15 protein-coding genes and 5 pseudogenes are annotated in these 22,149 nt (G+C 39.5%); 8 read left to right on the top strand and 12 right to left on the bottom strand.

Annotated elements, in window-relative coordinates; all coding sequences use genetic code 11:
* Positions 1-4 precede the first annotated feature (4 nt).
* Positions 5-919: a cation diffusion facilitator family transporter gene (locus tag B9T38_RS12690; RefSeq protein ID WP_086197149.1), complete on the bottom strand. Its 915-nt coding sequence runs from the start codon at positions 917-919 to the stop codon at positions 5-7.
* Positions 920-1,123: 204 nt separating this feature from the next.
* Positions 1,124-1,459, bottom strand: a pseudogene (locus B9T38_RS12685) (RNA-guided endonuclease InsQ/TnpB family protein); the annotation flags it as partial.
* Between the two features lie 385 nt (positions 1,460-1,844).
* Between B9T38_RS12685 and B9T38_RS12680 the strand changes: the two are divergent.
* On the top strand, positions 1,845-4,412 hold the full coding sequence (locus B9T38_RS12680; protein ID WP_086197148.1) for a bifunctional diguanylate cyclase/phosphodiesterase: 2,568 nt from the start codon (positions 1,845-1,847) through the stop codon (positions 4,410-4,412).
* A 21-nt stretch (positions 4,413-4,433) separates the two neighbouring features.
* On the opposite strand, the gene B9T38_RS12675 is transcribed toward B9T38_RS12680, so the two are convergent.
* The 8 genes and pseudogenes from B9T38_RS12675 to B9T38_RS17225 form a co-directional block, all read right to left on the bottom strand.
* Positions 4,434-5,999: a sensor domain-containing diguanylate cyclase gene (locus B9T38_RS12675; protein ID WP_086197147.1), complete on the bottom strand. Its 1,566-nt coding sequence runs from the start codon at positions 5,997-5,999 to the stop codon at positions 4,434-4,436.
* A gap of 471 nt (positions 6,000-6,470) precedes the next feature.
* Positions 6,471-7,925: pseudogene (locus B9T38_RS12670) on the bottom strand (type I restriction endonuclease subunit R, EcoR124 family); the annotation flags it as partial.
* A 105-nt stretch (positions 7,926-8,030) separates the two neighbouring features.
* A pseudogene (locus B9T38_RS12665) lies at positions 8,031-9,336 on the bottom strand (HsdR family type I site-specific deoxyribonuclease); the annotation flags it as partial.
* A 160-nt stretch (positions 9,337-9,496) separates the two neighbouring features.
* Positions 9,497-10,150 (bottom strand): ATP-binding protein, encoded by a 654-nt coding sequence (locus tag B9T38_RS17025; RefSeq protein ID WP_251992242.1) that lies wholly within the window; start codon positions 10,148-10,150, stop codon positions 9,497-9,499.
* Positions 10,151-10,354: 204 nt separating this feature from the next.
* Positions 10,355-11,080, bottom strand: coding sequence for an AlbA family DNA-binding domain-containing protein (locus tag B9T38_RS17020; RefSeq protein ID WP_251992241.1), 726 nt, complete (start codon positions 11,078-11,080; stop codon positions 10,355-10,357).
* 10 nt (positions 11,081-11,090) lie between these two features.
* Positions 11,091-11,846 (bottom strand): annotated as a pseudogene (locus B9T38_RS17235) (restriction endonuclease subunit S); the annotation flags it as partial.
* A pseudogene (locus tag B9T38_RS17230) lies at positions 11,835-12,098 on the bottom strand (restriction endonuclease subunit S domain-containing protein); the annotation flags it as partial. The pseudogenes B9T38_RS17230 and B9T38_RS17235, both read right to left, overlap by 12 nt.
* A 460-nt stretch (positions 12,099-12,558) precedes the next feature.
* Positions 12,559-12,708 carry a hypothetical protein gene (locus B9T38_RS17225; RefSeq protein WP_502687117.1) on the bottom strand — a complete coding sequence of 50 codons (150 nt, stop codon included), beginning with the start codon at positions 12,706-12,708 and terminating at the stop codon, positions 12,559-12,561.
* A 95-nt stretch (positions 12,709-12,803) separates the two neighbouring features.
* Between B9T38_RS17225 and B9T38_RS17220 the strand changes: the two genes are divergently transcribed.
* On the top strand, positions 12,804-13,412 hold the full coding sequence (locus tag B9T38_RS17220) for a transposase (protein ID WP_502687116.1): 609 nt from the start codon (positions 12,804-12,806) through the stop codon (positions 13,410-13,412).
* The gene (locus B9T38_RS17215) at positions 13,406-13,624 is read left to right on the top strand and encodes a hypothetical protein (RefSeq protein ID WP_502687115.1); all 219 of its coding nucleotides are present in this window, start codon (positions 13,406-13,408) and stop codon (positions 13,622-13,624) included. The genes B9T38_RS17220 and B9T38_RS17215 overlap by 7 nt, the downstream gene beginning before the upstream one ends.
* Positions 13,625-13,726: 102 nt before the next feature.
* On the opposite strand, the gene B9T38_RS12645 is transcribed toward B9T38_RS17215, so the two are convergent.
* Together B9T38_RS12645 and B9T38_RS12640 are read right to left on the bottom strand one after the other, a co-directional pair.
* Positions 13,727-15,295 carry a type I restriction-modification system subunit M gene (locus B9T38_RS12645; protein WP_086197145.1) on the bottom strand — a complete coding sequence of 523 codons (1,569 nt, stop codon included), beginning with the start codon at positions 15,293-15,295 and terminating at the stop codon, positions 13,727-13,729.
* Positions 15,296-15,529: 234 nt separating this feature from the next.
* A complete protein-coding gene (locus tag B9T38_RS12640; protein ID WP_086197144.1) occupies positions 15,530-16,699 on the bottom strand; it encodes a replication initiation protein in 1,170 nt (389 codons plus the stop codon).
* A gap of 904 nt (positions 16,700-17,603) precedes the next feature.
* On the opposite strand from B9T38_RS12640, the gene B9T38_RS12635 reads away from it, so the two are divergent.
* The 5 genes from B9T38_RS12635 (at position 17,604) to ribA (ending at position 21,953) form a co-directional block, all read left to right on the top strand.
* Complete coding sequence (locus B9T38_RS12635; protein WP_086197143.1) at positions 17,604-18,389, top strand: ParA family protein; 786 nt, start codon at positions 17,604-17,606, stop codon at positions 18,387-18,389.
* An 18-nt stretch (positions 18,390-18,407) separates the two neighbouring features.
* Entirely contained in the window at positions 18,408-19,307 is a 900-nt protein-coding gene (locus tag B9T38_RS12630) for a ParB/RepB/Spo0J family partition protein (RefSeq protein ID WP_086197142.1), read from the top strand.
* Positions 19,308-19,603: 296 nt separating this feature from the next.
* Positions 19,604-19,747 (top strand): hypothetical protein, encoded by a 144-nt coding sequence (locus tag B9T38_RS16795; RefSeq protein WP_171263237.1) that lies wholly within the window; start codon positions 19,604-19,606, stop codon positions 19,745-19,747.
* 578 nt (positions 19,748-20,325) lie between these two features.
* Entirely contained in the window at positions 20,326-21,045 is a 720-nt protein-coding gene (locus B9T38_RS12625; RefSeq protein WP_086197141.1) for a thermostable hemolysin, read from the top strand.
* A 305-nt stretch (positions 21,046-21,350) separates the two neighbouring features.
* Positions 21,351-21,953: a GTP cyclohydrolase II gene (gene ribA / locus B9T38_RS12620; RefSeq protein WP_086197140.1), complete on the top strand. Its 603-nt coding sequence runs from the start codon at positions 21,351-21,353 to the stop codon at positions 21,951-21,953.
* The last annotated feature ends 196 nt before the right edge of the window (positions 21,954-22,149 follow it).

The following is a 22,149-nucleotide window of genomic DNA, read 5'->3' as shown; positions in this document are numbered from 1 at the left end:
TAAATCAAACGGGATCCATATGGGTGATGACATCAATTACCTGATGCTTCTTCATCACCAGATTTCTCGCATTCACTGAAATATCATGTCCTTGACGAACACTCAGATTGCCATCGACCTCAATATGTGCATCCACGATAATCATATCTCCCATTTTACGGGTCCGAATATTATGCACGCCTTGAATACCTTCAGTGGAAAGGAAGGTCTGTTCTATGGCCTGAATTTCATGTTCATCTGCCGCCCGGTCCATGAGATCACTTAATGCTTGCCAGCCAAATTCCCACCCCATTTTAATAATCATCAAACCGACCACAAGAGCAGCAATCGGGTCAAGAATAGGATAACCGAACAAGTTTCCTGCAATCCCGACCAGCACCACCAAAGATGAAGCGGCATCAGAACGGGCATGCCAGGCATTCGCGACCAACATACTTGATTTGACTTTTTTGGCAACTTTCAGCATGTAACGAAACAATAATTCTTTACCTACCAGGGCCAACATGGCGATATACAAGGCCACTGACTGTACTTTCGGAATCTGTTCCGGATTGAGAATTTTATTCGTTGCCATAATCAGCATGCCGATACCGACTCCTAATAACAACAGACCGAGAATAAAAGAGGCTGCTGTCTCGAAACGGTGATGGCCAAAAGGATGATCGTCATCTGCCTCTTTTTTACTGTGATGGTTGGCAAACAGGACAATAAAATCAGCCACCAAATCACTGAGGGTATGAATACCGTCTGCAATCAGGCCTTGGGACTTGGCAAAAATCCCGACCACAATCTGAAAGATCGATAAAACCAGGTTAACCCCGACACTCACCCAAGTGGTTTTACTCGCTGCCTGAGCACGCTGTTCTGGATGAATTAAATCATCTTCATGGGTGTCATCGTCAAAATGCTGTACAGACATCGCTGCTCCAGTCGCTCAGTTCACTTGATTGTTATCGATTATATATCAGTATGATGGGGTATGAGCTTTATCAAGCACGCATTTTTCTTCAACAAGGCATCCCAAGGTATTTGCAAGTAGAAAAGAGAGAATTGACATACTCCCCCCACTTTCGACTAGCTCCTTGCGAAACTCGTTTCTCAGGGATTCTAAAAGCAAAAGCTCTTAGGTGAATTCCTCACGGATTTCACTTGCTTTCTGCTTCACAGGGTGACCTTGACCGCATCCACCCTCCACAGACAAAACGGTGTGTCCCACCGCCGAAATGTTACGAGAAGCGTTAATATCCGCATTCTCGCTAAAGCCACAGTCCATACAATTAAAGTTTGCCTGAGTGAGCCTATTTTCTTTTGCAACATGACCACAAGAACTACAAGTCTGACTTGTATATTTAGGGTCAACTTTAACGAGTAAACCACCTCGCCATTGCTGTTTGTACTCCAACATATCGACAAGCATCGACCAACTTTGATCCAGGATTGACTTGTTAAAGTATTGTTTAAAAAAGAATTAATATATTTATATTGTATCAAAAATAAGCGATAAAAACCAATAAAGATATTAGATTTTTTATGGCTTACGCTACTCGCTTATATCCCCCACCTGGCTGTCGGTGGGGGTCTTACGCTCGATTAAGATAAGCTGTTGATACGTTAACAAACCATTGTTTCTGTCCCGATGATTGTAACCAGGAATATTCTTGAGGCTACTTGTGTAAATTAAAACCGGATATCGATAAGACTTTTAGATAATAATATGTGAAGATTATCGCATTTTTGTTATAGTATTTAAGTAAGGGTAATCATTCACATTTAGATCCAGTTTTACAAAATTTCGTTGAGAATCTATCCAAAATGCGCAATACAACTCTAGGGTGGCAAACTATATGAGTCAAACAGCGAGTTATTTAGATACTCAATCTATTTTTAATTTAATTGGGCAGCATGCTGAGTTAAGCCTCATATTTCAGATGGTCAGTGAATGGCTAGAAGTCCGGATACCAGATTCAATGGTCTCCATTATGTTGTACTCTGAAACAGAACAAACTTTAAATTTAATTAGTGGTAGCCAGCATTTTTCCAACCGATATATAGAAACGGTCTCTGATCTAAAAATAGGTCCACATGTGGGAGCATGTGGTGCGGCAGCTTTTCACCGCAAACTGGTGATTTGTGAAAATTTAGCGATTGACCCCAACTGGGAAGCTTTCAATAACCTGATTCAAGAAGAGAATCTCAACGCGTGTTGGTCAATGCCGATTATTAATGCGCAGGGAACCCTCTATGGAACCTTTGCAACCTATTACCGTTCTCCCAAGTGTCCAAGCTCTACTCATATTAAATTGATTACTCATGCCGCGTCTTTAGTTGCCTTGAGTATGGACCTGCATGCAGAACGGCAACAGAGACTGGCGTTAAATGACAAATATCTGTCTTTCTTCACTTACCATCCCGATGCCATTTTTGAACATAATCCTGCAGGTATTATTCTGGATGTTAATCTTGCATCTAAAGACCTCACCAAATTAAATCCGGAACAGACTAGGGGCTTACATTTCTCAAAATTTATCTGCCCTGACTTTCAAGCTATAGTTCAAACTGCATTTGAACAGGCCTTGCAAGGCAACAGCCAACACCTGGAAATTCAGGCAAAGAATGCCTTGGGGGAATGTTACTGGCTAGACCTCACGTATTTACCTCTTCAACAAGCTCAGCAGGTGGTCGGTGTATTTGGGATCGCCCGTAATATTACCGAACGGCATGAAACCGAAGAAATGTTACGTTTACTGAAACGTAGTGTCGATGCGAATCCTCATGGCATCGTGCTGACCAATGCTTCTGCACACCATGCTATTGAATATGTTAATCCTGCTTTTGAAAGCCTGACCGGTTATAAAAAAGAAGATGTGCTAGGTCAGAACTGTCGTTTTCTGCAAGGTCCTGATACCGACCCGAAGACAATTGATAAAATACGCAACGCACTTCAAGAACAGCAAGAAATCCAGATCACCCTAAAAAACTATCGTAAAGATGGCAGCTGGTTCTGGAATCAGCTGGTATTGGGGCCGGTTTTTGATGACAAAAATTTTTGCACCCATTTTATTGGAATTCAGCAAGATATTACCCAGCAGCGGGCAAATAGCGAATATATCGCCCGTCAGCAGACCCACGATAGTCTAACCGGATTAATTAATCATCATACCTTTGAAGAAATACTGGATACGACCTTCCATTTGCACCATGACAATCACCGATCACTCATTGTCATGTATGTGGATCTAGATGGCTTCCAGCCTTTAAATCAAGGTTTGGGCCACTTCATTGGCGATCAACTTTTGATAGCTGTAGCCAATCGTCTGCGTCAGGTTATCCCAGAAGAGCATATCATTTCACATTTTTCAGCAGATGAATTTGGCATACTGCTAAATAAATGTGATGATTTAAAACAGGTCGCTGTGCTTGCAGAGCAAGTCTTAAAAAGTCTATCCGCTCCATTTAATATTCATGGTCATAAAATCCATATTAGTGCAAGTATTGGCATTGCAGATGATGATCCTCAAATAGAAAAATCTAACGAATTGCTGCATCATGCCATACATGCAATGAGTGAAGCGAAAAAAGAAGGGGGCAATACCTGGCATTGGTATGCTTTTAACTCTACGCGCACTCCGAAAATCGACTATGTGCTGATGCGCCATGAGTTAATGGTTGCCGTAGAAGAAAAACAGTTCAGGTTAGTCTATCAACCGGTTATTGATGCTGACTCAGGACAATTAAAAAGTGTAGAAGCCTTGATTCGTTGGCAGCATCCGCAAAGAGGTTCCATCTCTCCAGCAGAGTTTATTCCATTTGCTGAAACAACCGGTCAAATTGTAGTGATTGGCCAATGGGTATTACAGCAAGCCTGCCAGGATATCGTCGATTGGAACAAGAAAAATGGCACTAATCTGAGTGTAGCTGTCAATCTTTCCCCGCTACAGTTTAAGCGCACCGGCTTTTTACATGACTTACAAGAAACCCTGGCAGATACCCAGTTGCAGCCCGAGTTGTTAAAAATTGAAGTTACCGAAACCATGTTAATCGCAGGTGCTGACCGTTCGTTAGAAATTTTAAAGGCTGTTCGTGATTTGGGCATCAAAGTCTCTGTCGATGACTTTGGCACAGGATACTCCAGCCTGAGTTATTTACGTACTTTACCTGTGGATGAGATAAAACTCGATCGCAGTTTTATTGAACATTTACCTCAAAATGAGAAAGATGGCGCGATTGTCGCTGCAATTATTGTCATGGCTCATCAACTTGGATTACAAGTGGTTGCTGAAGGCATAGAAACTCAAGCTCAGGCACAGTTTTTAAAAAACTATGATTGTGACCATTTTCAAGGTTACCATTTTGCTCACCCCGCTTCGCTTAGCGAGCTCAAGCTTAATTATAAACGGGTAGAATTGGTATAAAACTCAATACGCTCTCTCCGCCTAATAACAGATACAGTTGCGTCCGTTATTTTTAGCCTGATAAAGTTTATTATCAGCCATTTTAAAAACCTCGGTCACATCATCTGAGCTTTTAGGCCAAAAGGCAATTCCAACAGATATGGTAATAGGTTCGATAAAATTGAAGTTACTAGATTCGATTGTTTTTCTTAAACGTTCCGCAGCATTATAAGCAACCTTCGTATCTGAAGTCGTCATTAATACAATAAATTCCTCTCCTCCTATCCGACAACAGATGTCTTCATCCCTGAAATTATTTTTCATCAAGCTGGCCAGGGTTTTTAAAACGGCATCTCCTTGACCATGACCATAGCGATCATTCACCTGCTTAAAATAATCGATATCAATCGCTAGCACAGCAAAATCTCGTCCTAAGTTCATCACTTCTTTTAAGAAGATTTGCATCCCCCGCCGGTTATATAAACCGGTCAGTGGATCAGTATTCACATGTTGACGCAATTCAGCAATCTTCTCACTGAAGGTTTGCGAACTGAGTAACAATGAGGTTCTAAACTTTAAAACCTCAAAATACCAAGGATCAACTTGTTTAATGTTCTCCTGAATGTCAGGCTGATTGAGCATGCTGGCCATTTTTGCCAAGCTATTTAACGGTGAAGAAATAAAGCGCGACATTCTCCAGACAATAATAAAAATAAAAATATAAAAAATTAAAATGCCGACTGAGACTTTTAAAAGAATAACGTTAGCCTGCCTAAACAACTCTTCCGTCGGTTGCTGGGAGACGACAATCCAGTTCACACTGGGAATGTAGGCAAAACCTGCCAAATTCTCGATTCCCCGACTATTGATTAACCGGACACTTCCCATGCGAGTACGGATCATATAATCCAGCCCGGTATTATTGATAATTTTTTCTCCGATTCTGCTCGGATCGGGATGAAAAATAATTCGATTATCCTGATCAATGACATACATATAACTTTTCTTAAAGTCATATTCGGTAGAAAGCATTTTCTGGATCAGATTATTTTTTTGTAAATAAATCGTGCCCCCCACCATGCCCTGATATTTTTTATTGCGGTCATAGATCGGTTGAGACAAGAGTACCACCAGATTATGTCTCACTGACCAATAAGGGGGAGAAATATAAATACTTTTATGCTGTAAGGATTCAGTAATTCCCACTGTTTTATATAAAATATGGGGACTCAAGTTTAAACTTTGCGGTGCAAAAGAAATAACTCTACTTTGCTTATCCACAACCAATACACTGTTAAATTTGTTGGATTGATGTTTAAGACGCTTTGCTTCTTCTTGGATTAATTGGGGATTAGAAAAATCCTGCCCTAACAGCTCAGCACTATACTTTAATTCTTTGAGCATATCATCGAAATGCTGATCTGCGCTGTTGGCAACCTTTGAAGCATATTTGACATTCACTAAAAGTGAATTCTGAATTAATTGGTATTTAATGACATAATTGAGAATAAATACAGAAACAATAAATAAACACGAAACACTGAGGATAGTCGAAATCAAAATCAGTTTGCGAAGATTTAATTTAAGTGCCAAGAGAATCTGTTTCAAAAACCTGATCCCAAACTATTGTGACTATATTTATATTTTATAATACATTTGATAAATAAGTTAATAAATTCATGTCTAATAAACTCGATGCATGCTATTTTTTCAACCTCGGGTTTGAGTGTGCCGATGCATAAGCTACTCAGTAAAATCACGACAAGTTATTGAATAGAAATTAAAACTTAGCTAAACCTGCAAAATAGACCTAAGATAGCCTCCAATTTCAATGGCGTTATTCAGTTGTTCTCAAAGATATTAATACCCTTTGACCAACTATTTCGGATTTATGAGCTGAATAGTTAGGTCTCATACTTAGGCTATTTACCAGAGAAAAAGCCAAGGTACATCATTGATATATGATCATTTCCTTTTTTTTTTCATAAGCATAAATCCATCGGTTAAATACGATCTCTGATCAGGCATGATCTTGACTAGCTCAAATTTTATCCTGTCAGATCACATCGCTGTTTGCTTTTACAACCCGATATAAAACTTTTCAATCAGCTGCCGCGTTTTCACAAGCAGATTGCTAAACACGTTCTCCCGTTCAAACAGCTTAACCTTGTAATTTGGCAAGTCTTTCAATTCTTCCTTGCGTGGCAAGCGTTTGGTGAACTCATAATGCTCCAGGACGGTTTTCATTGCTTCTGGTTTAAGATTTTCCTCTTTACAGAGATGCTGATAGGCCTGTTCTTTTTCAGCATCCCAGAACTGAGCAAAGGCCGTTTGTACGCTCTGGCCATTGATCATCTTGGGCAGGTTTTCTTCAATAAACTTCTGGATCAGCTCCTGCTTGTCATACAGGGTGATTTCATTGCCAATCAGGTCATAGACCTGAGCTTCATACTTTTTGCGCTTCTGCTCGTCCCCGCTATTGACGGCCAGCTGTAACAGGTTAATGATATAACCAACATTGATCCGGTCACTGTGCAGTAAGTCCAGCTGAAAATCGACATCGTCCAGTACCGACACTTTTTCTTTTTTAGTGGTCTTGCGTACATCACGACATAGATCGGCATACTTGGACGCAAAGTTGGCAAAATGCTGTTTATCCAGTGCAGTCTGGTCCTGATCATATTCAATAAAGGTTTGCAGCTGGGCGTTGTAACGCATCACTTCTCGAAAGGCTTTAATGAACGCCAGCTGCTGATCTTCAGTGATGAGCTCGTCGACACTTTGATAATCAGAGGTAATATTTAATAGCTTCTGTACTGCCACTTCATAGTCCTGCTGAATTTCTTCATAACTTGGCACCAGTACTACTTTTTGCGCTTCTTTATTGGAAAATAATGCCAGTGCTTCATCGGTGGCGCGTTTCAGGTTACGGAAACAGATGATGTTGCCGAAAGGTTTTTTGTCGTTAAAGACGCGGTTGGTTCGCGAGAATGCCTGAATCAGACCATGGTATTTCAGGTTCTTGTCGACATACAGCGTATTCAATGGCTTGGAATCAAAACCGGTCAGAAACATATTCACCACAAGCAGGATATCAATCTGTTTCTTTTTGACCCGATCGGCAATGTCACGGTAATAGGCATAGAACTGATCACCAGAATTATAGTTAGTTTTAAACTGCTGGTTGTACTGGGCAATATAGCGATCCAGCTTGTCACGGCTGGACGGATTGATCTGGCTCGGGATATCTGCCGCTTCTTCATGGATCAGCCCGTTCTGTTCATCCACCGGCACGGCTTCATTGGCGGCATAGGAGAAAATCGTCGCAATGGTCAGCGGTTTAAATAACCTGCCCTGCTCTTCATCCTGCTGCTGTTTCTCGGCCTGAACCTTTTCAAACAGTTCATAGTACTGGGTTAAGGTATCGACCGAACTGACACAGAACATCGCCGTGAATTCACGATTACGGGTTTTGGTATCATGCGTCTCGACAATATAGCGCGCAATCATTTCCAGACGCTGCGGATTGTCACTGCTTGCTCCAAAGTTAACATATTGAGCAGTCCAAAATGACCGCTATATTAACCAAGGGGGTCAGTTTTTAAATGCCATTAGGGGGTCATTTTTACACTGCCGCTAACAACACGTCACGGATCGCATCGACAATCACATATTGGTGCAGGCATTCATTGAACAGGTAATCTGTAGTGAGTTTCAGGCCGGCTTTAGACTGGCTGTTTTCCTCAAAGATCGGCGTTCCAGTAAAGCCAAACATCTGGGCATTGCCAAAGAACTTCTTGATATTCTGATGGGTCTCACCAAACTGGCTGCGATGACATTCATCAAAGATAAACACCACTTTCCGGTCTTTGAGATAATCAATGTATTCCAGATAGCGATCCGTGCTGATGGCGCGATTGAGCTTTTGAATGGTAGTGACAATCAGTTTGTCATGCCGCTGATCCAGCTGCTTGACCAAAGTATGCGTGCTATCGGTGCTGTCGACACTTTCGGCTTTAAAGGCATTAAATTCGCGTGAGGTTTGCGTGTCCAGGTCGTTCCTGTCCACCACAAACAGGACTTTTTCCACGTCCGGCATTTGCATGATGATCTGACTGGCTTTAAACGAGGTCAGGGTCTTGCCTGAACCGGTGGTATGCCAGATATAGCCGTTCTGATTTGAGTTTTGTACCTGCTGGACAATTTTCTGTACTGCATAGATCTGATAGGGACGCAGCACCATCAGGCTTTTCGTGGTTTCCAGCATGACCATGTACTGGGTCAGATGCTGCTGATTGAGAAAAGCGTCGGCAAAGTCGACAATTTCATTGATATGTTTGTTGCTGACATCAGCCCAAGGAAAGGCGAACTCAATGCCAGTCGTGCCGTTGGAGTAGTAACGGGTATTGGCGCCATTACTGATCACAAACAGCTGAATAAAGCCAAACAGGCCCTGTCTGGCCCAATAGGCTTCACGCGTATAGCGCTGGGTCTGGTTAAAGGCTTCGGCGATTTCCATGCCGCGCTTTTTCAGCTCGATCTGAACTAGTGGCAGACCATTGACCAATAAGGTCACATCAAAACGGCTGGTACGGCCATTATAGTCACGGTGGTCAATCGTGATCTGGTTGGTGACCTGATAGATGTTTTTTCTGGGGTCATCGGACAGGAAAAAGATGTGTTTGCTTGTACCATCATCAAACTTGACCGGGAACAGATCGCGCAGATTCTTGGCGCGTTCAAATACTGTTACGGTATTTAAAAAGCTGATGACCTGCTTCCACTCAGTTTCTGACAGTGGCGCAAGACCATTGGCACGTTCAATCTGGGTTTTCAGGTTAGACAGTAGCTGGACTTCATCCTTGAGCGTCACTGAGGCATAACCCAATTGTTGCAGCTGGCCAATCAGTTCGTTTTCAAGTTGATATTCGCTTTGTACTGTCATTATTTTCTTTTACTTAAATATATATTTAACAAATACTTATATACAAAAATGACTAAACTTAGTTATTTTTAGCTAAGTTTAGTCATTTTTAGCTATTTCTTAGCTATTTTCCAAGTTTTCCCTTCTGTTTTAATTAAGCCATTTAACCGCATTTTTTGCATTAAATTCCTAATTCTATTAATTTTTTTGATTCATCTAAAACTTGAGGTAACTTATCGAGCAATAGTTTTTCTAACTCAGAACGCTTTGCTTGACCAAACTTTTTTAAATATTCCAAAATCAGTCCCTGATAATGCTGATCATCTAATCCACGCATTTCTAAATATTCGGTTTTTTGATCTGTATGTTCGGCAACATCGGCTGAAATACAATAGTTGGGCTTTCTTCCTTCAATTAAGCCTTTCTTTCTTAATTCCACAGCATCATCATCGCTAATCAATTGATTTTTTTGAACCTGATCTAAAGTAATAATATTGGTCAAAGAAAGATCTGGAAGCTCAGCGAGTTTTCTCGCGTAGTCAATACTCAGGACTTTTCCTGTGATTTTCACCTGAACACGATTATTGTCTAAAGTGTAATCTGGCATCGGGAAAAACTTTTCTCGTTGTTTCAAAAACATTCTTCGAATACCGCTGCCAATGGTATCAATCAGGTTCAACTGCATCATGGCATTGACTAAAAATGTATTACGATACTTTTGCTCGGGTGTATCCCCTAAAATGACATTTTCAATCGATACTGGAAGAAAGCTGCCATAATTCTGAAAGGTCAGTGTGGAATCTTCTTTTTCTACAATGGTAATTCGTCCACCCAAACGATAGTCCTAGTGTGCGATCGCATTACTGAGGGCTTCTCGTATGATATATGGATCGTATTGATCGACTTCTTCAGGAAACAAGGTGCCATCAACCAAGTAGCGATATTTAAGATTACGGATTTTGTGATACACCTCATCTACTGCCAGCAGAAAAGGGGTATAGAAGTGTTGATAGTCTTTTTCAATACCATCTACCCCTTTTTAAATCCAGGTAATCTGGGCCACAGCAGGATTAAGGAAATGTGCAGATTCCGGCAACCCCAATAAAACTATCGCTGTATGTGTAATTTTGCCTTGGATCGTGATCCGGGCTTTATTTAAAAAGGTGGCGTCATCCCATTGTGGGACTTCTGCAGCCAAGCGCGGGTTTTTACGGATAAATAACTGTCGTGCAGTGGTAATTGCAACTGGATCTAAATCGTGAATCGTGGCCTCTGGACAAATTTCAGCACTCCAGTCTGTAGACATACTTTGCCATATTTTTTTGGCTTTTTCTGGATAGTCTTTCAATTTTTTAGTGTAACTACCCACACGAATATAAGCCTCATGAAGAAAACTCACAGGTGATCCACTTGTGGCGGGTATTTCAAATAAAATGACTTTTTTATCATCAAAATCAAGTTCATGAATTTTAAAATCTATACGTGGATTCAAACGGGTCAGTAGCCAAAATTCTAAATCTTCATTGCCTTTGGCTTTTTGTTTTTTGGGTTCAAAGGTTGTACCCACAATGGTCTGGTCATCGTCTTTGATACCAAAAATCAAGTAACCGTAACTTTTGCTACATAAACAGGCTCCATTGGATAAAGCCGAAATACGCTCACCAATCTCCTCTGGACCATGATAGTTTTCTTTAAACTCTAACCATTCCTGTTCATTGGGTTCATTTAAGAGCTGTTGCACAAGATTTTTAAAATAATCTGTCATGCTTTACCCCCTACACAAACATCTGCTGCAACAAGCCTTTTTTCCAAGTTTTAGCCTGTTCAATTTGCTGTGCAACCACTTCAATTTTTTGGTCAATCGCAGATAAGAAATTAGCGATTTTGGTTTGTTCTTCAAGGCAAGGGATTAACACAATAATTTGATTCAAATTTTTCTTTGGCAGTTGTTTTAATGCAGTACCTGTTTGTAGTTCTTTGAATTGTTTTTGACCAAAACTACTATGAAGAAAATAAAGCAAATATAAAGAATCTAGTTCCTTACTATTCAATACTCTTAACAAGCAAATTTGAGCGTTAATATTGGAGTTCTCATGTTGCTTATCAACTAAAGCTAACATTCCAATGTCACCTCTAGTTGTAACTAAAATGTCATTTTCTTTAAGATGCCCACTAACCAATACTCTGTTCAGATCTTCATCAATAAATCTCATATCATCATTAGTAATTCTGAGGTTCTTAATGTTATTAGCCCGAATGAAAGGGATCCCCACAGTTTCAAACTGTGATGCTGTTGGATAAAGCTCCCCATAGTTTCCATCAGAAATGTAAAGATTAAGATCTTTTATGCACTTCTGTTTAAATTCCCCAAACTCACTGCCATCATCCGCTTTAAAACGAATCTGCTGGCTAAACAGCTTTTGCATCATGCCTTGTTTATATTGGCTCAGTAGCTGATGTTTTTGCGTGAGTTGACTAACCTTTTCATCTACAGCGGAAAAAAAAGAAGCGATTTTGGTTTGTTCTTGTTTTGATGGAGCACTTAATTCAAAGTTTAGTACATCAGACTTAGTAATATTCTTCATACTATTACTTGTGCCTGTTGCCATATCTCTTAGTTTTATTAGAGTAGTTTCAGATGATAAATGAAACGACAACCATCTAATATCAGCCTTATCATTAACTTTGATTTGCCACAATTTATCTGATAAATATGTATTTTTCGGAGCTTTCTTAATAAACGCAGATGATCCAACCAATAAAGGTGTATTACTACGATTCATAACAAGTGAATTATCTAGTAAAGGCTCTTTTAGTCTTTGAATCTCGTTTTCTAAATTAACTAGTTTTCGTTCATTTGCATTAAAAACACCTAAAGAAACACAGCTCGTTTTCAGAACAGAAAAATCATCTTCAGTGACATCTACATCTTCACCATTTACAGAAACGCCCGCATCTAAAGACATAGGTATCTACACAATTTCCGAGCTTTGCGTTAAATTGAAGAGCATGCTCTTCAATTTCACATCTCTGGTCTGGATCAGCGTCTTGTCAAACGCTATAACAGCCTTGTAAAACTCAATATGAATCCTCTTGCTTCACTTGCTCCCGCAATCAAAGACCTAGCCTCTACCCAAAAGTCGAGTTTCTCAACTACACAGGCAGTTTGGCGATTCCTGAATAATGATAAAATCTCTTTTAGTCAATTAAACCAGCCGATTAAGCTTCTTGCATGCGAACAGATCAAGACATCACCGCATCAGTATGCATTAATCGTTCATGACTGGTCTCAGCTGCAGTATGTGAAGCACAATCATAAGGTTCAGCGTCTTCAAAGAACACAGGTGAATTCAGGCTATGAATTGCAAAGCAGTTTACTTGTCGATGCATCATCAGGGCTCCCGATTGCGCCATTAGCTCAGACGCTAACAGATGCATCCGGCTGTTACTCTACATTCAGTGAACAATACAGCGAGCGCAAGTCCCATTTGGACTCACTCGCAGAACAAATTAAAACGATTGAACAGTATCCGATTGAGAAAACAAAAGTCCATATCATTGACCGTGAAGGAGACTCGATTGCCCACTTGAGGGAAATCAGCAGCCATGGTTTTAAATGGTTGATCCGGGCCAAAGAAAGCCATCGGATTGAGCATCAAGGGGAAACCTACAAAGTTGCAGAAGCCGCAGAAAAAGTAGTAACTCAGCAGGTTAAGCCGATTGCTTATAAAGGAAACCGGCATATGCTGCATGTTGGAGAAACCGATATTCGGATAACGCGTGCAGCAAAGCCGAAGAGAAAAGACGATTCAGGCCAACGGGTTACTCCCCAGCCAGGCAAGGCGGTTGCAGCCAGATTAATTGTTGCTGTGGTGAAAGATGCTCAAGGTAAAACAGTCGCGAGATGGTCGCTGATCAGCAATGTTTCTTCAGAGATTGATGCGGTAGAACTAACCACCTGGTATTACTGGCGCTGGACAATTGAGTGCTATTTCAAGCTTCTCAAGCAGGCAGGCCATGACGTTGAATCATGGCTTCAGACCACACCTGCAGCGATTTTAAGACGGCTCCTGATAGCAGTATGGCGTGTGTGCTGACTTGGCGAATACAGCGTTCTGAAGATGAACAAAATCAGAAAATTCGTATATTTCTGGCCCGTCTTTCAGGCCGACAGCAGAAGAGAGGTAAGTTGGAAAGTGCACCTGCAATATTGGCAGGACTTTCGATTTTACTGAACACTCTTCAACTGCTCTCGGAATATTCAATAGATGAACTGAATGAAATCGCAACAATTGCATTAGGTACCTAAAGATGTGTAGATACCTATGATCTAAAGATATCACCAATTCTTTTAACTTAACCTTAGACCAGTCACTATCAAACTCTTTAAATCTTAACTTTGGCGCAGTCATTACTTCACCTCCGTAAAAGGCGAAGCAATCCCAAGCTCTTTGCAGAAATCCGCAATTACCGCATCGGTCTTTTGGCTGTCTTGTTCCAAAGCCTGTAACTGCTGAGCAATTGCATCCAGATCAATCTCGGCTTCCGCTTCAAAGGTATCCACATAACGCGGAATATTCAGGTTGTAATCGTTGTCTTTAACTTCTTGTAAAGTTGCTACATGCGCGTATTTTTCAATGTCTTGGCGCTTTTCAAAAGCCGCAATAATATGGTCCAAATGCTCAGGCAATAACTTGTTTTGATTCTTCTGCTTTTCAAAACCGTTACTGGCATCAATAAACAGAATATTGCCAGTATGCTCACGGTTTTTCTTCAACACCAAAATACAGGTCGGAATCGAGGTGCCATAGAAAATATTGGCCGGTAAACCAATAATCGTATCCACCACATTCAACTGTTCAATCAGGTACTGACGAATAACGCCTTCACTGGAACCACGGAATAATACGCCATGCGGTAACACCACCGCCATCGTGCCGTTATCATCCAGTTGATAAAGCATATGCTGGACAAAAGCCATATCGGCTTTGGAACTTGGCGCCAGTTTGCCATAAGCGGCAAAACGTTCATCCTGTAGAAATAAGGGATCGGCTGACCAGTTGGCTGAAAATGGCGGATTGGCCACCACCGCATCAAACTTGTGCTCTAAATGCTGCGGACGGGTTAAAGTGTTTTCCTGCTTGATGTCGAACTTGGCAAAATGTACACCATGCAGAATCATGTTCATGCGCGCCAAGTTATAAGTGGTACGGTTCATCTCCTGACCATAAATCATATCCACATCTTTGACTTCACGTTTTACCCGCAGCAACAAAGAACCCGAACCGCAGGTTGGGTCATACACTGAACGTAAACGCTCTTTGCCTTGGGTGACAATTTTAGCCAGTAAAGTCGATACCGTTTGCGGGGTATAGAACTCACCAGCTTTCTTGCCCGCACCTGATGCAAACTCACCAATCAGGTATTCGTAAGCATCACCCAGTACATCGGCTTCAGTATTGGAAATATCAAAATCAATGTCGTCTAAATGACTGAGGACTTTCGCCACCAGTTCATTACGGTCACTGGCATTATTGCCCAGCTTAGTCGAATTCAGATCCAGATCTTCAAACAGGTTGGCAAAGTCATCGGCAGAGTCGGTGCCTAAAGTACTTTGTTCAATCGATTTTAAAGTCGCAGTTAAATCATCCAGAATAAACTCGCCCTGACGACCACGCTCAGCTAAGGTATGGAATAGCTGTTTTGGCGTCAGCGCATAACCGACTTCGGCAATTGCATTCTTTTTGATTTCTTCGATATAAGGCACATGCTCAGGATGGTTTTCATCCAGCTCAAGAAAACTGAGGTCTTCGCCATCTAGCAATTCATTAGCAAAATTAACCGACTTTTCCGATAAATATTTAAAGAAAATAAAACCCAGAATGTAATCCCGGAATTCATCTGCCCCCATGGTGCCGCGCAAAGTATTGGCAATATTCCAAAGTTGTTTTTGTAGCTGTTGCAGTTGTACCTGGGTCATGCAGAATCCATCAGTTTAATTTTTAACAATAAGTATAGTTTAGCTTAATGATCAAAAGCTTTCAGCGCGATGTGACATCACTTTTCGCTTTGATTGTACTTTTTCAAATATTGCATTGAAATGCGAGACAGATGATAAATGTTGTAGCAAGTTGCTACACGCTTTAAATCAGTACTGGCCCAAAAATCTGGCTTGAAGCCTTGCCATAAAAGCTGTAGTAAGTTGCTACACTTTTTAAATAATTTCTTTACCAAAAATCTCATTCAAACGTTCGCGATTTTCCTGCACGAAATTGGGATTATTTTTCAGCTTATATTTCATCTCTTTCTTGAAATCACTCATGGAGGCACCCGCCACAGCAAAATCCATTTGAAACATAATATCGTTCACAATCACGTTGGCCTGTGAATCGGTGAGGCAGCCTTCGATCTTAAACCATTTGCTGAACTGTTTATAATTCGGATCATTGGCATAGATATACCAGGAACGCACTGTCAGATCGAACTTTGCCCCCAACTCTTTCACAATGGCATTATCATCAAAATCGACATCCAGGTAGATCTGGGTCTTTTCGTTGCTGTGCGGGATCACCTTTTCAGTATGTCCATTCACAATTTTAAAGCGCACCCCGACAACAGGACGACCTTTCTTGATAGTGTCATATTCGAGTTTGAGGCTGGTTCTTTGATTAATTTCTTCCACAATCTTATCCAGCACATAACGTCTGAAGTCGACCCAACGATCATATTTCTTCTCGCCAATGTCGGTTAAAGCCTTGATATTTTCTAGGGACAGTTCAACTTCATAGACGTCTTGATTGGCATATTTGAACTCGTTTTTAATAAAGTAGGAATACAGGCTCATACTGGTTACCGAGTCTAAAGCAAATAAATCCTTTAATTGGTAAGTGGTAAAATTGCCGCTTGCCAGACGGGTAAAATAAGGCAGCACTTCGCTGGTAAAACGGATCTGCAAGGCATTTTTCGCATCATCTTCCCAACGCAGCTCTCGAATAATCGGGACCACTGAATGGACTTTTTTTACCTTGCGCTTGCTTTCATCTACCGGTTCTTCAATCACAAAATGGGCCACCCGGGAGGACAGCTCTTTATAGATCCGGTCAATCGCGACATTAATAGAGTTCTTTTTATCCAAACCCAGCAATTCGCCTAAATCATCTTTATGCAAATAAATATAGGTTTGTTCGGTAATTTCACGATCTTGATTATTTTTTTCCCCATAATTCGCCACCGCCATCGCATAAAGTAGCGCTTTATACTCATTGGATGACAGTTCAATCGGCCGGATCAGGCGGTTGCTGGTGCTGACCACGCCATTATGTCGAATATTGCCAATACAATATGGTAAATATTCTATTTCTTCTTGTTCATTCAGCTTGTTCATCAGTGGAAAATAAAAGTTATTTTCTACATGTTATACACAAAAGTGGAATCTCATGCAAATTATCCACCATTTTAACTCAGGCAAAGCGATGCTTGGACAGGAAGCAAGCAAATCCAAAGCTAAGGGTGGAAAGCTTGTCACGCTATTTTGCCATTTAAACCACTTTTTAAACATGAAGTGGAAAATAATATAAAAAATCCACCTTTTAGTGACAAAGCTTCCACTTTTAATATTTTCCAGACATTTTATAATCTTATAAAAGGGTAAAAAATGTCCTAATCTTGCCATTAAAGTGGAAAACATAATAAAAAATACACCTTAATAGTGACAAAGCTTCCACTTTTAGCCAGTCCAGAAGTGAAAATGTACAGTCGCCTTGATGAAATTAGCAACAAACAGTTTATCCACAGGATAAAAATATCAAAATGACAAGCTTTCCACCTTTAAGGTCAAATAATTCAACTTATCAACAGATTAAAATATTGAATTTAAATAATTTTGTAAGATAAATTTAAATTTTTTTTTAAACCCGTGACAAGCCTTCCACCATAGTGACAGACCTTCCACCTTTCAGTGACAGACCTTCCACCTTTCAGTGACAAGTTTTCCACCTTTCAGTGACAAGTCTTCCACCTTTTAGTGACAAACCTTCCACTTTTCGGTGACAAACCTTCCACTTTAAAATCTATAAGATATTGATTTTAAAAAATAAAAAAGTGCTCTAATTATAATTAACTAATTATATTAATTAATACTAATTATAATTAGCTAGCTATATTTTATAAAAAAATCAATTTGTTTGTTTTTTATTCATATTCAGATTATAACTTCAAACTAAGCTCAACAAGGTGTAGCAACTTGCTACAAAGTTCTTTATATTACAATAACTCAAGTGAGGATAATTATGACAACTCGGTCAACTAAAATCATTGCAGTGGCAAATCATAAAGGTGGTTGTGGAAAAACAACCACAGTCGTTCATCTAGCGTCTGAACTAGCCGACTTGGGTAATAAAGTATTGGTAATAGATTTAGATCCTCAGGCCAATGCAAGCTTACATATCGGATCAAGACATCCAAGTGAAGTGGAAACTACGTCGGCTGAATTACTGCTGGGTGATTTAAACCTATTATCGGATGCCCTGGAAGAAGAAACCAATTTTAAAAACGTTTCTTTAATTTATGGTTCACTTAATTTAGGTAAAGCTGAAGATCAACTCAAAGATGATGCACCAAGACCATCCGAAGAACTCTCCAATAAGTTGGAATTATTAAAAGGATTGTATGACTTCATCCTGATTGACTGTCCTCCAAGCCTAAAACTGCTCACCAGTAATGCATTGGCAGCATCTACCCATGTGATGGTACCAATTGAGTCAGGTTCACAATATGGCTTGTATGGAGTAACTGACTTGATTAACCATTTAAGTAAAATCAGACGGGTCAATCCTGAGTTAAAACTTTTAGGCGCCTTGTTGATTAAACATGATGAACGTCAAAACGTCTGTAAATTGATTAGAGATGAAGCTTTAAGCCAAGTCGGTGAACTGTTAAAAACAACCATCCCTATGAGTACTAAAGTGAATCAGGCCGCAATTTTACAACAGCCCTTATTAAGTGTAGATAAAAACGCTAAAGTTCGTAAAGCCTTTCAAGATTTAGCCAAAGAAATCATCAATCGTGTTGAATAAAAGCCTGCTGAGAATATTATGGTAAGTACAAAAGAATTGCTGGCACAACGTTTACAGCAAAATACTCAAAAGCATCAACAAGCTCAGCAAGAGCATGTTAATGATGTGAAAGAATTGCGTCGTAATGTACAAATTACAGATATCCAGCCAAGTCCAAATCAGCCAAGAAAAATATTTAATCCACAAGATATAGAAGACTTAGCGGCATCGATTGAAGAAATTGGCTTGTTACAACCAATTGCAGTGCGACGGATCCAGGACAAATATGAATTAATCGCTGGTGAAAGACGCTTGAAAGCACATCAAATTCTCAATAAAAACACCATTGAAGTGATTGTTATTGATGCATCTGATGAAGAAGTAGCACTGTTAACGCTAGCGGAAAACCTAAAACGGGAAGACTTAACCGATTATGAAATTTATGTGGGCTTAAGTTCACTGGATGAGAAACTAAAAAAGAACAAGCAAAAACTGGCAAAATCCTTAGGCATGAACCGGGAAGATATGTATAAATATTTATCTTTCGAAAAATTACCTCAAGAGCTGATTGAAGATTTAGAGCAGCAACCGGCATTGCTGGCACGAACTGCCGCAACAGCAGTCAAAAAGTTTCTCTCCGATTATGAAGAAAATTACAGCAATGCTAAAAAAGCACTGCTAGAAGCCTGGGCGAAATTACTGAAAAAAGAAGTAGAGCAAACAAAACTGGCAGTATTGGCAGAAAAAATTCTCAAATCGAAAGAAACCAAACAACCAATTAAAACGTCAATCGTGCATAAAATTGAATATGAGGGGAAAGTCGCTGGCAATATCAAGTTTGATCACAATACTTTAAAAGTGTCATTAAAAATAAGTGAATTTGATGATCAAAACTTACAGGAGCTGGAAAACCTGTTGAAAAAAATGCTAAATCAGTAATAGAAAAAAAGGTGTAGCAAATTGCTACACCTTTTTCATTAAGTTGTGAACAATTACCACCTAAATCAGCATAAGCAGTACTCAAACTAAACGATTATTGACTCAATCAGAATTTTCTTAGCTTAAGAAAAATGGGTAATTAAAAAAATCATGCTTAGTATTTAAATTTGGAGTATTTATATATTTTTTGAATTCAGATGCTATAAATTTTCTGGTTTTTTATTCGAAAATAAAAATGTTAATTCAATTTAAAAAGATTTTTTCTTAATGCTCACCATATTGTTTCAGCAGAAATTATGCCACTTGAATCGAATACTTTTTCAGTGCTGATTAAAACCTTGTCAATGAGTCAGGGAAATAAAGAGGTGATCAATATTGATTTTGATGATTATGAGTTTGCCAATGCATTGATCAGTAAAATCAAAAAAGTCCTAAAATAAAGTTCTATTATATAAATACATGAGCGCTACATAATATAGATTTAGCTCTCAATCCATATTAAGCTCACTATTCCGGTTAGGATGCTATAAGTGAGATGGGAAATGCTTTTCTGGGGAGAAAAGGTATCTGATAATTATTTGATTACATATTAAGAGAACAATTTTACTAAACAGCAACAAGAATTATGGGGTTGTTATTTTAAAGCACACTGTATTTTTTCCATATTTCACCTTGATGTTCATTCATCAGAAATGTGGTTACCCTGTTCGAATTTTAGAATGATTTAAGCTCCGATTTTTGTTTTCCAGATGCCTACTCTTATATTTAATAAAGCAGAAACAACAAAACGTTAAGTGATAAAAATAACATGATTGAGATTTAAACTACCCGTTTAAAAATCAAAGATAAGTGCTGATATTGCGATGCATAATTCGCTTTAATTTGAACCTGATTCATTCTATAGCTCAACTTTTCAAGCCTGAAGTTGCTTAAAAATACGCCTTCGATAGTGTTAAGTATTTTTTAAGTTTACAGACCTAAGGTGATCACCAAGCTGTTTATGTGTGGTGAAAAGAGAATGATGAAATTCAATTTGGATGATCGTTCATTTAGTAAAACCTACTATCTGGATCGCAATATCCATCCATTAAAATTTAAAAAAAACATCAATAATCAGAAACTTTTAGAACAAAAAAATTATTCTATTTCTCCTGTTGTGGTCTTAAAAAATTCACCACTTCGCCTCATGGTGAAAACCGTGCAACGAAGCGAGATCGCTGAACGGAACATGTTGGAAAACTTTATCCGTGAGAAATATCGCCAAGTCCATCAGGCCTCAGTCTGTGAATTTTCTTCTACCCTGTTTGCCGGTTATGTTGGGACTGAGATGCAGGTTGTGATTGGTATGGAGCATTTAAGCACGGCAGATGCTTTTCTTGAACGGTATCTAGATGCGTCGATTGAACAGATACTCACTCAATTAAGTAATGTGCCAGTGCAAAGACCGCAGATTGTTGAGATTGGCAATTTGGTAGCTTTGGATATGGAAAAAGCCAAATTGATGGTGGCTTTTCTGGTGTTTCATTTATCGCAAAAAAATATTGATTGGGCCATGTGTACCGGTACTGCAGCGGTTCGTTATGTATTGCAAAAAATGGGGTTGCAGTTTCATGTCATTGAAAAAGCCGACCCTGAAGTGTTGGGGGAAGCAAAACTTCAATGGGGCAATTACTACCAGCAGAAACCTTATGTCTTGGCGATTGATGTGGCAGCAGCATTGCAGGTTACTCTCAGCTAGACTGATTGCAAAACGCTCCGGACAAAAGTGGACAGGTTATGCTCATTGACAGCAGATACGCTGACAGGAGGCAAGCATTCAATCCGTGGTTTTTGTGTGCTGGTCTAGAGCGGTTTAAAAATGTGAACAAGATGTTTTTGGGTTTCACATAAAATTCACTTTAAAATCACTATGATCAAATCCGAAATGTAATATTTCGAAGATACGAAAATACTGAATCAATCTTAATTTAATTGATATGACAGATCTTTTATTTTTGATGAACAGTGTTTTTACTGACTCTTAAAATTTAATTGGATGAATCAGTGGTGATACAATTTGTTTCTAAATCTAAATTACCGACTGCTTTCGGTAATTTTGAGATTATAGCATTTCAAGATCAAACGACGGGTGAAGAACATATTGCTCTTGCTCAAGGATTAGAAACAGTTCCTCTAAAACCCGTATTAGTCAGAATGCATTCTGAGTGTCTCACAGGGGACGCTTTTGGTTCATTAAAATGTGATTGTGGCCCACAATTACATGCAACCATGAAAATGATTAATGATGCAGGGCAAGGGGTGATCTTGTATCTACGTCAGGAAGGTCGTGGCATAGGATTGACCAATAAAATTCGTGCATATGCACTGCAAGATCAAGGTCATGATACGCTTGATGCCAATCTGTTGTTAAATTTACCTGCAGATGCCCGGCAGTATGACATGTGTAGCATTATGCTGGATTACCTACAAATTAAAGATGTCCAGTTGATTACAAATAATCCACTTAAAATCAAGGCACTGACTGATTTAGGAATTAATGTGGTTAGCCGCGTTCCCTTGACGGTAGGCTTAAATCATTTTAATAAAGCTTATTTAGAAACAAAGCAGAAGCGTATGTCACATCTGTATGAAAACAGTGATTTTTAGCATAGCTTAAGCCTAAACATTTCAACTCTTCTTATTGTTTTGTTCAAAATAGATCAGGATGACAGAAATTCTGATTTTGACTTTAATCGGGAAAGCTTTGTCTAGACAAAGCTTTCTGTACCATAGCTTAGTACTTAAGTAGATGATTGGACTGCTCCCATTATCCTAGATAAAGCAGAATCTGATCCTCCAGGTG

Origin of the sequence: Acinetobacter sp. ANC 4218, assembly GCF_002135245.1 — a bacterium.
GTDB lineage: Bacteria > Pseudomonadota > Gammaproteobacteria > Pseudomonadales > Moraxellaceae > Acinetobacter.
This window is presented reverse-complemented; position numbering and strand designations above follow the sequence as displayed.

What these genes read in the sequence shown, in the direction of transcription:
- B9T38_RS12690 (WP_086197149.1), bottom strand. Translation starts at nt 919, where the DNA reads ATGTCTGTACAGCATTTTGACGATGACACCCATGAAGATGATTTAATT.
- B9T38_RS12680 (WP_086197148.1), top strand. Translation starts at nt 1,845, where the DNA reads ATGAGTCAAACAGCGAGTTATTTAGATACTCAATCTATTTTTAATTTA.
- B9T38_RS17020 (WP_251992241.1), bottom strand. Translation starts at nt 11,080, where the DNA reads ATGACAGATTATTTTAAAAATCTTGTGCAACAGCTCTTAAATGAACCC.
- B9T38_RS17225 (WP_502687117.1), bottom strand. Translation starts at nt 12,708, where the DNA reads ATGATGCATCGACAAGTAAACTGCTTTGCAATTCATAGCCTGAATTCA.
- B9T38_RS12645 (WP_086197145.1), bottom strand. Translation starts at nt 15,295, where the DNA reads ATGACCCAGGTACAACTGCAACAGCTACAAAAACAACTTTGGAATATT.
- B9T38_RS12640 (WP_086197144.1), bottom strand. Translation starts at nt 16,699, where the DNA reads ATGAACAAGCTGAATGAACAAGAAGAAATAGAATATTTACCATATTGT.
- B9T38_RS12635 (WP_086197143.1), top strand. Translation starts at nt 17,604, where the DNA reads ATGACAACTCGGTCAACTAAAATCATTGCAGTGGCAAATCATAAAGGT.
- B9T38_RS12630 (WP_086197142.1), top strand. Translation starts at nt 18,408, where the DNA reads ATGGTAAGTACAAAAGAATTGCTGGCACAACGTTTACAGCAAAATACT.
- B9T38_RS16795 (WP_171263237.1), top strand. Translation starts at nt 19,604, where the DNA reads ATGCCACTTGAATCGAATACTTTTTCAGTGCTGATTAAAACCTTGTCA.
- B9T38_RS12625 (WP_086197141.1), top strand. Translation starts at nt 20,326, where the DNA reads ATGATGAAATTCAATTTGGATGATCGTTCATTTAGTAAAACCTACTAT.